The sequence below is a fragment of the Bacillus sp. XB1 genome, assembly GCF_053557995.1.
The window spans coordinates 1,367-15,057 of sequence record NZ_JBNRIL010000002.1; the positions used below are offsets into that span (position 1 = coordinate 1,367).

General features: G+C 37.2%; 9 protein-coding genes, 10 tRNA genes and 2 pseudogenes. 16 read left to right on the top strand and 5 right to left on the bottom strand.

Going from position 1 to position 13,691, the window contains the following annotated elements:
• Positions 1–22: 22 nt before the first annotated feature.
• From ACK1U5_RS15175 to ACK1U5_RS15220, 10 genes are all read left to right on the top strand, one after another.
• Positions 23–99: transfer RNA gene (locus tag ACK1U5_RS15175), tRNA-Met, on the top strand.
• A 3-nt stretch (positions 100–102) separates the two neighbouring features.
• Positions 103–178, top strand: a tRNA-Asp gene (locus ACK1U5_RS15180).
• A 13-nt stretch (positions 179–191) separates the two neighbouring features.
• A tRNA-Phe gene (locus ACK1U5_RS15185) sits at positions 192–267 on the top strand.
• A 14-nt stretch (positions 268–281) separates the two neighbouring features.
• A tRNA-Thr gene (locus tag ACK1U5_RS15190) sits at positions 282–357 on the top strand.
• Positions 358–367: 10 nt separating this feature from the next.
• A tRNA-Lys gene (locus tag ACK1U5_RS15195) sits at positions 368–443 on the top strand.
• A gap of 13 nt (positions 444–456) precedes the next feature.
• Positions 457–527, top strand: a tRNA-Gly gene (locus ACK1U5_RS15200).
• 10 nt (positions 528–537) lie between these two features.
• Positions 538–614 (top strand) — tRNA-Ile (locus ACK1U5_RS15205).
• 7 nt (positions 615–621) lie between these two features.
• Positions 622–696, top strand: a tRNA-Asn gene (locus ACK1U5_RS15210).
• A 7-nt stretch (positions 697–703) separates the two neighbouring features.
• Positions 704–794, top strand: a tRNA-Ser gene (locus ACK1U5_RS15215).
• Between the two features lie 5 nt (positions 795–799).
• A tRNA-Glu gene (locus ACK1U5_RS15220) sits at positions 800–871 on the top strand.
• 97 nt (positions 872–968) lie between these two features.
• Here ACK1U5_RS15220 and ACK1U5_RS15225 read toward each other — a convergent pair.
• Positions 969–1,144: pseudogene (locus ACK1U5_RS15225) on the bottom strand (IS4 family transposase); the annotation flags it as partial.
• A gap of 483 nt (positions 1,145–1,627) precedes the next feature.
• On the opposite strand from ACK1U5_RS15225, the gene ACK1U5_RS15230 reads away from it, so the two are divergent.
• Positions 1,628–2,572, top strand: coding sequence for an L-lactate dehydrogenase (locus tag ACK1U5_RS15230; RefSeq protein WP_000715339.1), 945 nt, complete (start codon positions 1,628–1,630; stop codon positions 2,570–2,572).
• Between the two features lie 220 nt (positions 2,573–2,792).
• On the opposite strand, the pseudogene ACK1U5_RS15235 reads toward ACK1U5_RS15230, so the two are convergent.
• Positions 2,793–3,671: pseudogene (locus ACK1U5_RS15235) on the bottom strand (S8 family serine peptidase); the annotation flags it as partial.
• A gap of 327 nt (positions 3,672–3,998) precedes the next feature.
• Between ACK1U5_RS15235 and glgB the strand changes: the two are divergent.
• The 5 genes from glgB to glgP all read left to right on the top strand — a co-directional run bounded on the left by glgB (position 3,999) and on the right by glgP (position 12,039).
• Positions 3,999–5,936, top strand: a complete 1,938-nt coding sequence (glgB, locus tag ACK1U5_RS15240) for a 1,4-alpha-glucan branching protein GlgB (protein ID WP_000111398.1) — start codon at positions 3,999–4,001, stop codon at positions 5,934–5,936.
• A complete protein-coding gene (gene glgC / locus ACK1U5_RS15245) occupies positions 5,884–7,014 on the top strand; it encodes a glucose-1-phosphate adenylyltransferase (RefSeq protein WP_000057606.1) in 1,131 nt (376 codons plus the stop codon). The genes glgB and glgC overlap by 53 nt, the downstream gene beginning before the upstream one ends.
• Positions 7,015–7,032: 18 nt before the next feature.
• Positions 7,033–8,067, top strand: a complete 1,035-nt coding sequence (gene glgD / locus ACK1U5_RS15250) for a glucose-1-phosphate adenylyltransferase subunit GlgD (protein WP_000504164.1) — start codon at positions 7,033–7,035, stop codon at positions 8,065–8,067.
• 114 nt (positions 8,068–8,181) lie between these two features.
• Complete coding sequence (gene glgA / locus ACK1U5_RS15255; protein WP_087876160.1) at positions 8,182–9,612, top strand: glycogen synthase GlgA; 1,431 nt, start codon at positions 8,182–8,184, stop codon at positions 9,610–9,612.
• 18 nt (positions 9,613–9,630) lie between these two features.
• Positions 9,631–12,039, top strand: a complete 2,409-nt coding sequence (gene glgP, locus ACK1U5_RS15260; protein WP_000494096.1) for a glycogen phosphorylase — start codon at positions 9,631–9,633, stop codon at positions 12,037–12,039.
• A 103-nt stretch (positions 12,040–12,142) separates the two neighbouring features.
• Here the strand turns inward: glgP and ACK1U5_RS15265 are convergent, their stop codons facing one another.
• From ACK1U5_RS15265 to ACK1U5_RS15275, 3 genes are all read right to left on the bottom strand, one after another.
• A complete protein-coding gene (locus ACK1U5_RS15265) occupies positions 12,143–12,277 on the bottom strand; it encodes a hypothetical protein (RefSeq protein ID WP_448814830.1) in 135 nt (44 codons plus the stop codon).
• Positions 12,278–12,353: 76 nt separating this feature from the next.
• The gene (locus ACK1U5_RS15270; protein WP_001260111.1) at positions 12,354–13,076 is read right to left on the bottom strand and encodes a lipase family protein; all 723 of its coding nucleotides are present in this window, start codon (positions 13,074–13,076) and stop codon (positions 12,354–12,356) included.
• 338 nt (positions 13,077–13,414) lie between these two features.
• A complete protein-coding gene (locus ACK1U5_RS15275) occupies positions 13,415–13,564 on the bottom strand; it encodes a hypothetical protein (protein WP_000521639.1) in 150 nt (49 codons plus the stop codon).
• Positions 13,565–13,691 lie beyond the last annotated feature (127 nt).

The following is a 13,691-nucleotide window of genomic DNA, read 5'->3' on the forward strand; positions in this document are numbered from 1 at the left end:
TCTAAAGTGAATATTTTATCATCGCGGGGTGGAGCAGCACGGTAGCTCGTCGGGCTCATAACCCGAAGGTCGCAGGTTCAAATCCTGTCCCCGCAACCAAATGGTCCCGTGGTGTAGTGGTTAACATGCCTGCCTGTCACGCAGGAGATCGCCGGTTCGACCCCGGTCGGGACCGCCATTTTTTACATAAAGGCTCGGTAGCTCAGTCGGTAGAGCAGAGGACTGAAAATCCTCGTGTCGGCGGTTCGATTCCGTCCCGAGCCACCATTTTGAAATCACGAGCCGACTTAGCTCAATTGGTAGAGCAACTGACTTGTAATCAGTAGGTTGGGGGTTCAAGTCCTCTAGTCGGCACCACTTTCAAAATGAGCCATTAGCTCAGTTGGTAGAGCATCTGACTTTTAATCAGAGGGTCGAAGGTTCGAGTCCTTCATGGCTCACCATTTACAATTTAATGCGGGTGTAGTTTAGTGGTAAAACAAGAGCCTTCCAAGCTCTGGTCGAGAGTTCGATTCTCTTCACCCGCTTTTCAATTATGGGCCTATAGCTCAGCTGGTTAGAGCGCACGCCTGATAAGCGTGAGGTCGATGGTTCGAGTCCATTTAGGCCCACCATAATTGTTCCGCAGTAGCTCAGTGGTAGAGCTATCGGCTGTTAACCGATCGGTCGTAGGTTCGAGTCCTACCTGCGGAGCCATATTTATAGAGAAGTACCCAAGTGGCTCAAGGGGCTCCCCTGCTAAGGGAGTAGATCGCGAACGCGGTGCGAGGGTTCGAATCCCTTCTTCTCTGCCAGAACTGGCCCGTTGGTCAAGTGGTTAAGACACCGCCCTTTCACGGCGGTAACACGGGTTCGAATCCCGTACGGGTCATACTAAAAGAGATAGCATAATCTGCTATCTCTTTTTTGTTGTATAAAAGTGAACTTTGGATAGTCTGCTTTTTTATGCAATAGAAGAAATATGAAGTATGGGCTGTTGCAGTTGGGTATATAGAGCGGTAAATACAATCATGTTGTTTATTTGGGCCTGTATGAATATGAAGGAACTATCTATCTAAAATGATACCTCAAGTTGAACTTTTACCCCAGCTGTATGGCTGTAGCCTCCTAAACTTGGAGAAACCGATGAAAATACATCCGGGAGCTACTGTGGAAAATAAATAATATATAGAAGAAGCTGCCTCTCAATAGGGTGACCTACTGGAGACAGCTTTTTTATGTTGTCATTATTGTCGAGTTTTGTCGGTAAGTCGATATATTACAAAAATCGCTGATATAATTTGAGTTACGATCGATAAATTTTAATAATCGCTGATATATTTGGAGTTACGGTCGATATATTCTAAAAATCGCCGATATAATTTCACTTACCGATGAAAACCACAAGAAAAACCCTTTCACAATCTAAAGAAAACGCCTCCATTGAAATGGATTCCACACCTATTCCAATAACTTTACACTCTATGTGAAAAAGTTCACAAATAGGTCATAATTTGTGAAGTAATTCACAATAATACGTGCTACAATATGAATGTAAAGAAGTTAAACAACATTAAATTAGTATTTTAATTAATTACTTAAACAATCATAAAAAAATATATGTGAACAATAGAGAGGGGAAATTACCATGAAAAAAGGTATCAATCGTGTAGTATTAGTAGGAACAGGAGCTGTAGGTTGTAGTTACGCTTACTCAATGATCAACCAAGGTGTAGCTGAAGAATTCGTATTAGTAGATGTTAATGAAGCAAAAGCAGAAGGGGAAGCAATGGACTTAAGCCATGCGGTACCATTCTCTCCATCACCAACAAAAGTTTGGAGCGGTAGCTATGCAGATTGTAAAGATGCAGATTTAGTTGTTATCACTGCTGGGTTACCACAAAAGCCAGGTGAAACTCGTTTAGACTTAGTTGAGAAAAATACAAAGATCTTTAAACAAATCGTTCGCGGCATTATGGATAGCGGATTCGATGGAATCTTCTTAATTGCAACTAATCCAGTTGATATTTTAACTTACGTAACTTGGAAAGAATCTGGTTTACCGAAAGAGCGCGTAATCGGTTCTGGTACTACTTTAGACTCTGCTCGTTTCCGTTACATGTTAGGTGACTACTTAGATGTAGATCCACGTAACGTTCATGCTTACATCGTTGGTGAACACGGTGACACTGAACTTCCAGTATGGAGCCACGCTACTATCGGTGTACAAAAATTAGAAACAATCTTAGCTAACAACGAACAGTACAAACAAGAAGACTTAGACAAAATCTTCGAAAACGTACGTGATGCAGCTTACCATATCATCGAGCGTAAAGGTGCAACTTACTACGGAATCGGTATGTCACTACTTCGTGTAACTAAAGCAATCTTAAACAACGAGAACAGCGTATTAACTGTATCTGCATACCTTGAAGGTCAATACGGCGAGAAAGATGCTTACGTAGGTGTTCCAGCTGTAATTAACCGCGAAGGTGTACGTGAAATCGTAGAACTTGAGCTAAATGAAGAGGAAAAAGCGAAATTCGCTCATTCTGTAAAAGTATTAAAAGAAACAATGGCACCAGTACTATAATAATTGCTAAATAATTCAGAGGTGGGAAACTGCTTCTTACCTCTGAACTTATATAATTTAATATAAATTCCTTTTCCGGTTTCCCTTGTATATCCCCAATATACCCCTTTGCTGGATAAGGGTCGTTTATAGAAAAGAGCACTCTATTTTACGTAGAGTGCTCTTTATTATTCCGCTATTTGCCGGGCAGTAAAAACCCACTGATTAAAGTTTCAATTTATTATTTTTTAGGTGTTAATCCTAATTTCTTTAAAATATCTGCCAGTGTACCGCTTTTGGATTTTTCTACAGGTGTTTGTGATTTAGATGCATCTGGACCTTTTTTCAAGAAGTTCCTTTCAACGAAGCGAATATCTTTTTCGTCGACAATACCATCTTTATTAAGGTATCCGTCTTTTACAGTTAGTCCTTTTTTACCATAGTTGCTAGCGATAATTTCAGCATCTTTAATATCGATTACTTTATGAGCATTTACATCGCCGGTAAGGTTTTCTTCAGGTCTTGCATAATAATATTGGCCAAGCAGCTTACCGTCTTTTTCAGTACCAAGTTTCGTTGTTAGGCGGCTTGTTAAATGTCTTGGCACCTCTACATATAAGTTATAGTCGCGTTTATTAACTGGAAGTTCATTTAGTTTGAAGTATCCGTATTTATCTAGTGAGCCTTCAAACTTATGACGGTAAGAATCAGTCGCATATACTTTTACGCCAAGCTTTGTATAATCGAACTTTTCATCTAAATATTCGCGTTCATTTAAGAACGCACCAGGTTTAATATTTCCTTCTACTAGTGAGTTTAAGGACATAACTGAGAATGTTTGATCTTGAAGTACACGCATTCTATTTGGTTCTGATTCACCTTGTTTCCAGTAAACAAAAATTGGTGACTCTAATTGAGCGTTTGCTTCATAAAATTCATCATTTTCTACTTTGAAAGTTACATCAATGAACGGGAAATCACCATCTAATCCAGCAAAGTTTTTGTCATCGATAGCGCCGCCAACTGTAACAGAACCTGCCTCTAGTTTCGGTTCATTTACTTTTGCGGTTACTCCTTTTTCGGAAAGTAGCTTTTCAAAAGCAGGATTAAATTTCGCATTTCAATAACATTGTGACAAAAAATATTGAGAAACATTTTTTTATGACAGATTATTTTGTTTTGATTTTGAGTGGAAAATAGCATGAAAAATAGGATAAACATAATAAAATAAAGGTTGAGAAAAAATAATTGGTAAAAATATAGAAGAATAATAAAACGTTTTCAATGAATATTCGTCAAAATTCGATATTTTACACGGAAATGTGAAGAAAAACTAACATTTTTAAGAAAAAAACGAATGTTTTTTATAAATTAACAAGGATATTGCAGTTTTTCGCAGAAATAGTTAAAGTATAAAAAATTCTGTCATCTAAGTGAGGTGAGCATATTGAGTGTAATAAATTGTGAAGAAGTGAAACGAGATGAGTTTCATACAGAAAAGTACTATGAAAGTTATAACATCTTTGGCGCACATGTTGTGACGGAAGATGAGATTCAAGGGGTACGATTTACAGTCTGGGCTCCTCATGCGAAAGCAATGAGTGTTGTTGGAGATTTTAATGAGTGGGATTATGAGCAACATAAGATGCTACAAGTGACAGAAGAAGGGATTTGGTCCTTATTTATACCGCATATTGAAGAAGGAGAAATATATAAATATGCGATTGAAACGTTGGCTGGTGACGTCATTTTAAAGGCAGATCCGTATGCTATATATGCAGAAGTAAGACCGAATACGGCATCTGTAGTTTTTGATATAAAAGGATATGAATGGAATGATAAAAACTGGAATCGTAAGAAAAAGAAAAAACCGATTTATAAAGAAGCGATGACAGTTTATGAATTACATTTTGGTTCTTGGAAAAAGAAAGAAGATGGAACACTATATTCTTACAGGGAAATGGCAGAAGAACTCATTCCGTATGTGGTGGAACATCAATTTACACATATTGAAATTATGCCGCTTGTTGAGCATCCATATGATCGTTCTTGGGGATATCAAGGAACGGGATATTATGCAGCGACGAGTAGATTTGGTACACCGCATGATTTAATGTATTTTGTCGACGAATGTCATAAATATGGAATCGGTGTCATTTTAGATTGGGTACCGGGGCATTTTTGTAAAGATGCTCACGGTTTATATTTGTTTGATGGCACACCGACCTATGAATATAAAGATAAAGATGTACAAGAAAATCTAGTATGGGGAACTGTCAATTTTGATTTAGGAAAGAGAGAGGTACGTAATTTCTTAATTTCAAATGCGTTATTTTGGATGAGATATTTCCATATTGATGGTTTCAGAGTAGATGCAGTTGCGAACATGTTGTACTGGAATAAAGAAGGACAAGAGCAAAGTAATGAGTACGCTGTGTCATTTTTACGGGAGTTAAATGAAGCAGTGTTTGCAGAGGATGAAGATTTTCTTATGACGGCAGAGGATTCAACAGCTTGGCCACTTGTAACAGCACCAACGTATGAAGGTGGGCTTGGATTCAATTACAAATGGAATATGGGCTGGATGAATGACGTGCTGAAATATATGGAGTGTGCGCCAGAGTACAGAAAATATATTCATGAGAAAATGACGTTCTCTTTACTATATGCTTACTCTGAAAACTTCATATTACCCCTTTCTCATGATGAAGTCGTTCATGGGAAAAAGTCGTTATTAAATAAAATGCCAGGTGATTACTGGGATAAGTTTGCTCAGCTTCGTTTGTTATATGGATATTTCTTTACTCACCCAGGAAAGAAATTACTTTTCATGGGAGGAGAATTCGGGCAGTTTGATGAGTGGAAAGACCTTGAAGATTTAGATTGGAATTTACATGATTTTGAAATGCATCGTTATATGCATGATTACTTTAAAGAGCTCATAGCATTGTATAAGCGCTCAAAACCACTTTGGCAGCTTGATCATTCGCCTGAAGGTTTTCAGTGGATTGATGCTAATAATAACGAGCAAAGTATTTTCTCGTTTATCCGCCAAGGGGATAAACAAGAAGATGCGTTAGTTATCGTATGTAATTTTACGAAAGCTACATATGAAAACTATAAAGTAGGTGTACCAGATTTCGAGTATTATAACGAGATTTTAAACAGTGATGCACAGCAATATGGCGGTTCGGGACAAGTGAATAAGAAACGTCTTAAGACGATTCTAGAACCGTACCATAATCAAGCAGCACATGTAGAGATTACAATACCACCATTTGGCGTATCCATATTACGACCAGTGAAGACGAGAAAGGGGAGCAAAAAACAAGATGGCTCAAAAACAAAAGTGCGTAGCAATGTTACTAGCAGGGGGAAAAGGTAGTCGTTTAAGTGCATTAACAAAGAATTTAGCCAAGCCAGCTGTTCCATTTGGTGGTAAATATCGCATTATTGATTTTACGCTAAGTAACTGTGCGAATTCTGGTATTGAAACGGTTGGGATTTTAACGCAATATCAACCACTCGAACTTCATAATTATATCGGAATCGGAAATGCGTGGGATTTAGACCGAGTAAACGGTGGGGTCACAGTCTTACCTCCTTATGCGGAGTCTTCAGGGGTTAAGTGGTATACAGGTACGGCAAGTGCCATTTATCAAAACTTAAACTATTTAAGTCAGTATGAACCGGAGTATGTTCTCATTTTATCAGGCGACCATATTTATAAAATGGATTACAGTAAGATGCTAGATTACCATATTCAGAAAGAATCGGACGTATCCATTTCTGTTATTGAAGTACCTTGGGATGAAGCGAGTCGCTTTGGCATTATGAATACAAATGAAGAAATGGAGATTGTTGAGTTTGAAGAGAAACCACAATTTCCAAGAAGTAATCTTGCATCAATGGGAATCTATATTTTTAATTGGTCAATTTTGAAAGAGTATTTAGAGATGGATGCAAGAAACCCTGAATCTAGTAACGATTTTGGAAAAGACGTACTTCCGCTTTTATTGGATGAAGGGAAGAAGCTAATGGCGTATCCGTTTGAAGGATATTGGAAAGATGTTGGAACGGTGAAGAGCTTATGGGAAGCGAATATGGATTTGCTTCGCGATGAAACATCACTGAATTTAAACGATCGTAATTGGCGTATTTACTCTGTCAATCCAAACGAACCGCCTCAATATATTGCTGAAAAGGCGAAAGTAGAAGAATCGCTTATTAACGAAGGGTGCGTCATTGAAGGGGACGTGAAGCATTCTGTGTTATTCCAAGGAGTGACGGTGGAAGAAGGAAGTATGGTGATTGATTCTGTCGTTATGCCAGGGGCTAAGATTGGTAAAAATGTTGTGATTGAAAGAGCGATTGTTGGATCAGAAATGGTTATCGAGGATGGAACAATCATTCGTCCAGAAAAGAATGTTGACGATGTAGTATTAATTGCTGAAGGGAAATAGAAAAGGGGGATGAAATGAATGGGAGAAAAAATGTTAGGAATTATTAATGCAACGGGAAGTTTTCCTTCCTTAAAGAAAGTAACAGGGCATCGTTCACTAGCGGCGTTACCGTTTGGGGGCCGTTATCGACTCATTGATTTCATGCTTTCAAATATGGTGAATTCTAGTATTCATAGTGTGGCAGTTTTTACAAGCCATAAAAATCGTTCGTTAATGGACCATGTTGGTTCAGGAAAACAGTGGGATTTAGATAGAAAAAGAGACGGACTATTTTTATTCCCGCCAAACTGCCAATGTGACCAAGATGAATTTGGGTCTTTTGCACACTTTAGAAGACATATTGATTATTTTCTAAGAAGCAGAGAAGAGTACGTTGTTATTACGAATAGCCATCTCGTAACAGCATTAAATTTTCAAGCGGTGTTAGAGCGGCATATACATACGGCAGCTGATATTACGGAAGTTTGCCATGAAGGGGTTTCACTTCAAACATATGTGTTAAAGAAACAATTATTGTTAGACTTATTTGAGTCATATAAAGATGTGGAACAATACAGTTTATTTGATGTAGTGAGAGAAAAGCGCGGGAAATCATTACACATTGCTACATATGAACATACTGGATATGTAGCAATTATTGACTCGATTGAAAGTTACTATAAACATAGCTTAGAAATTTTGCAACCTGCTATTTGGAAGCAATTATTTAAGAAAGAAGCACCGATCTTTACGAAAGTAAAAGATGAGCCACCAACTCGTTATTTAAAGGGTGCAGTCGTGAAAAATACAATGATTGCAAACGGTAGTATTATTGAAGGGGAAGTCGAAAACAGTGTTGTTTCCCGTTCAGTTAAAATTGGAAAAGGTTCAATTATTCGTAACAGTATTATTATGCAAAAGAGCCAAATTGGAGATAACTGTATAATAGATGGTGTTATTATTGATAAAGACGTGAAAATTGGTGACGGTGTCGTATTAAAAGGAAACGCCGATGGGCCGTATGTTGTAGAAAAAGGAAGCGTACAAAACAGTACGATTAATAGTTATTCTTAAAAGAATCAGTGGGGGCTTTTTCCTCCACTGATTAAAGTTTTAATTCAAATGAAAACTCGAAGGGAGGAAGCTGCAAGAGGAGTAATAAAAACTTTTCGCGCAGTGGGACAACAAGTGAATATTTTATTTGCAGTATCAGAATGTGTACCGTTTGTGAAATCGGGAGGATTAGCTGATGTAGCGGGTGCGCTCCCAAAAGAGCTGAAAAAATTAGGAGTGGACGTTCGTATTATACTTCCGAATTATAGCCTCATTCCGCAAAAGTTAAGAGATGGATGTACGTTACATAAAGTAATTAACGTCCCGCTTGGGTGGAGAAATCAATATTGTGGAATTTTAAAAGGTGAGCAAGACGGAATTACGTATTACTTAATAGATAATGAATATTATTTTAAGAGAGATTCTTTGTATGGTCATTATGATGACGGAGAGCGTTTTTCTTATTTCTCAAAAGCGGTGTTAGAGTGTATTCCGCACCTTGATTTTGAAATGGATGTTCTTCATAGCCACGATTGGCATACGGCTATGGTTAATTTCTTACTTCGTGAAAAGTATCAAGATAACCCGTTATATGAGCGTATTAAAACGGTATATACAATTCATAACTTACAGTTCCAAGGTGTATTTCCTCCTGAAGTAATGTACGACTTGTTAGAACTTGGTGATGAATATTTCCACAGTGAGCAGTTAGAGTTTTATGGGAATGTGAACTTTATGAAGGGCGGTATTATCGCTTCGGATCAAATTACAGCGGTGAGCCCGACATATAAAGAAGAAATTCAATATGAATTTTTCGGTGAGAAGTTAGATGGATTACTGCGAAAATATAATGATAAGCTTAGCGGCATTGTAAATGGTATTGATACGAGCGTATATAATCCAGAAACGGATTCGTATATTAAGGCTCAGTATGATGCAGAGTCATTATATGAAAAGAGTGAAAATAAACGCGCCTTGCAGCGTTATTTTGGTTTGCCAGAAAAAGAGGATACACCAATTATTTCAATGGTAACGAGATTAACGAAGCAAAAAGGTCTTGATTTAGTACGTACTGTATTCCGCGAAATAATGGAAGAAGATGTACAATGTATTATTTTAGGATCAGGTGATTCGGAATATGAGCAATTCTTTGAATGGATGGCATATGAGTATCCGGAGAAGGTAAAAGTTTATATCGGATTTAATGAAGAATTAGCTCATCAAGTGTATGCAGGAAGTGATTTATTCTTAATGCCATCGCTGTTTGAACCGTGTGGACTTGGACAACTTATCGCATTAGCATACGGTACGATTCCAATTGTAAGAGAAACAGGTGGATTAAACGATACGGTACATTCTTATGATGAAGAAACTGGAGAAGGAAATGGTTTTAGTTTCGCGAATTTTAATGCACATGACATGCTGCATACGATTCATCGTGCAATTGAATTCTATCACGATAAACCGGTATGGGAGCAGCTTGTAAAACAAGCGATGACTGAAGATTATAGCTGGGAGCAATCGGCTCTTGCTTATAAGGAATTGTATAAAAGTCTCATGGAATAACATGTAGGTGGTGAAAAAATGTTTACTCATGTTGAAAGTTTTAAATCAACTTTTCTAGAAAAGTTAGAGACGATGTATGGTAAAAGTTTTAAAGATTCTACAACTCGTGATCAATATAATACACTCGGCCATATGGTACGTGAGTATATGAATAGTCAATGGATTGCAACGAATGAGAGTTATCGATCCGGAGAGCAAAAGCAAATGTATTACTTGTCTATTGAGTTTTTGCTTGGACGTTTGCTTGGAAGTAACATCTTGAATTTAGGTATTAGAGATGTATGCGAGCAAGGGTTATCTGAACTAGGGATTTCGTTACAAGAGTTAGAAGAAGTGGAAGCAGATGCAGGCCTTGGTAATGGTGGGCTTGGACGCTTAGCAGCCTGTTTTCTCGATTCACTTGCATCTTTAAACTTGCCAGGACACGGCTGTGGAATTCGTTATAAACATGGTTTGTTTGATCAGAAAATTGTTGATGGTTATCAAGTCGAATTTCCAGAACAGTGGCTTCTTCATGAAAACGTATGGGAAGTAAGAAGGCATGATCAAGCTGTAGAAGTAAGTTATTTCGGCAATGTTGAACCGCTAGAAATTGACGGGCGTTTAGAGTTTAGGCATACAAATGCAGAAGTCATTATGGCCGTGCCATATGATGTGCCGGTAGTTGGCTATGAGACGAGTACTGTAAATACACTTAGACTTTGGAATGCTGAACCAGTTCCTTTCCCGCAAAACTGCAAAGATATTTTGAAATATAAGCGTGAAACAGAGGCTGTATCGGAGTTTTTATATCCAGATGATACGCATGATGAGGGAAAAATACTTCGTTTAAAACAACAGTATTTCCTCGTATCAGCAAGTTTGCAAAATATCGTTCGAATGCATAGAGAAAGATATGGTGACCTTCGTCAACTACATGAAAAAATTGCGATCCACATTAACGATACACATCCGGTTTTAGCAATTCCGGAACTGATGCGTATTTTACTAGACGAAGAAAAGTTAGCATGGGAAGAAGCTTGGCACATAACGACGCAGACGATTTCTTATACGAATCATACGACGTTATCAGAAGCGCTCGAAAAGTGGCCAATTCACATTTTTAAACCGTTATTACCGAGAATTTATATGATTATTGAAGAGATTAATGAACGTTTCTGTCATGAACTGTGGGAACAGTATCCGTATGAGTGGGATCGTATTGAAGCAATGGCGATTATTGCACATGACCTTGTGAAAATGGCTCATTTAGCGATTGTCGGTAGCCATAGCGTAAACGGTGTAGCGAAAATTCATACGGAAATATTAAAGCAGCGGGAAATGCGATTGTTTTATGAATTTTATCCAGATAAGTTTAATAATAAGACGAATGGAATTGCTCATAGGCGCTGGCTTATGAAAGCAAATCCACAGTTAACAAATCTCATTTCAGAGGCGATTGGAACAGAGTGGAAGAAAGAACCGATTAAGCTTCAAGAGCTACAATTAGTTCAATATGATGCGAGTTTCCAAGAGAAATTTGCAGAGGTAAAACAAGAGCGTAAAGAGATTTTAGCGGAGCGTATTCATAATACAATGGGGATTACCATTGATCCAAATTCTATTTTTGATGTGCAAGTGAAAAGATTACATGCTTACAAACGACAATTATTAAATGTTCTTCATATTTTATATTTGTATAACCGTTTGAAAGAGGATGCTAGTTTTACATTTTATCCGCGTACTTTTATTTTTGGAGCGAAAGCATCACCTGGCTATTATTACGCGAAAAAAATTATTAAATTAATAAATGAACTCGCAAGAAAAGTAAATAATGACCCGTATGTCAGTCAATATATGAAAGTTATCTTTCTAGAAAACTATCGAGTTTCTTTAGCAGAAGATATATTCCCGGCAGCGGATGTAAGTGAACAAATTTCAACGGCGAGTAAAGAAGCATCGGGAACAGGTAATATGAAATTTATGATGAATGGTGCGATTACACTCGGAACGCTAGACGGTGCTAACGTTGAAATAAAAGACCGGGTCGGTGATGATAACTGTTTCATTTTCGGTTTAACAGCCGAAGAGGTTCTTCATTACTATCAAAATGGTGGATATCGTGCAAGTGATTATTATCACCACAATGGGCACATTAAAAAGGTAGTAGATCAGTTAACGAATGGTTTCTTTGCACAGTCGGGAGCCGAATTTGAAGCAATTTACGATTCTCTCGTTATTCAAAATGATGAATATTTCGTTCTGCGAGATTTTGGTCCATATGCTGAAAGACAAGAAGCTGTCGGTAGAGCTTATGAGAACCGAACGAAGTGGCTAGAAATGTCGATTTTAAATATTGCACAGTCTGGTCATTTTGCGAGCGATCGAACGATTTTGCAGTACAGTAATGAAATTTGGGGTATTGGTAATGCAGTTAAACAGTTTTAAAGAGGTTGCTATATTGGGAGATATATTATCGATTTACCAACAGAAATGGATATTAATAAATAAAACGTGCTTAATAAAATTAAGCTCGTTTTATTTATTTTGCTTAAGAAAGAAATGGAACAGTGGTATATATGATACCTGCCCCATCATACTCTCCTGTCGCAAAGTATGAAAATGTAAGGAAACCTGTAACCGTAAAAATTACAATAAGGAAAAATGCGAAGATAAATTTTAACATGTAAGGTCCCCTCATCCAAAAATAACTTCATAGATTATTATAGTATACGAATATTTTATTTCCAATTGTTTACTGGTTAAAAATGAGAAGTCAGACATGTTTTGTATGTTGTAATGGAATGATTATTTGTAATGGATTTTGTGTTTTTTGTAAATGTCATGTTGTGATGGACGTGTGCATACTCCCAATCATGATCATTAAAATTTATGTTTCGGGGAGGGAGAAGTGGAACGACATCGAATAAGTTGACGAAACGAAAGCTACTAGCTACTTGTAGTTTATAATAATTTCGAAAAGCGATATCTCCTACTTTTGGAGAAGCGAATGTATAAAGTCCATACTGTGCGAAGGCAGTATTTATACGTGCATCTAATATGTGTAATGTGGCAAGCGCGCCACCTAGACTATGCCCAGTAGCTAGCAGTTTTTTATGTGCTGGCAATGATACGAGCATATCCATAATAGAATCACGACAAGACTCATAAATAGAGAGAAAACCGTTATGGACATTTCCGCCATTTAAAGCATAAGGATAAGGTTTTTGATTGACGAGAGAATCAATAATCCAATCTGGATCTGTTTGAGTGCCTCTGAAGGCAACGATAATTGTATCCTCAGATTCTAATATAAATCCGAACCATTCTGTTGTTTGAATGGCCTTTCCTTGAAAACCTTGTACATATTGAAAACCATCTGGTATTTCGAAAATACCATTTTGTTTATATTGTTCATACGTTAACTCACAACAAGAAGCTAACAGTATGGCAGTGTCTTTATCAAAGGATAAAGGAGTACGCATTAAGGTAGCCCTCCTTAAGAAAAGGTATAGTTTAATATATGCGGTGAGGAACTTGATTCATTCTTTTGGAGGTGGGGAATAGCTTGTATCGCTTACCTAAATCAGTGGAGGAAATTATAATGTCAAAATAAAACAGTGCCTGATAAGGACACTGTTTACTCTTTTTCATCTCAAGGAATCGACTTTTTTAGTTATTCTTAATGAACTGACGCATGCGTTAGTTGCATAAGTAAGAGGTTTGAAAAAATAGCCTGTATATATTTGAATGATGAATAACTTACCTATTTTCTTGTGTTTGTTTGCGTTACATACAGAAAAAATTCGGAAAATAAAACATATTATTTATCTGTTTGTTTTTGCTTCTTTTTCAAATACTCCGTACGCAATTTTTCAAGTTGCTGCTTTTTATCAAATTTGGCAGGCTTCTGTTTTTCATGGAACTTTGCCACAGCTACCTGACTTTTGGAATCCAATTGATATTTTCCCACTTTGTTCACCTACTTTTCTTGTCTCTAAAGAGAATCTACTCAACAAATATAATATACCTTATTTTCCTTAAGTAAACCTTATTACTTTATTTTAACTGCTTTTTCTCGTTTGTAGACGTAAATTAAA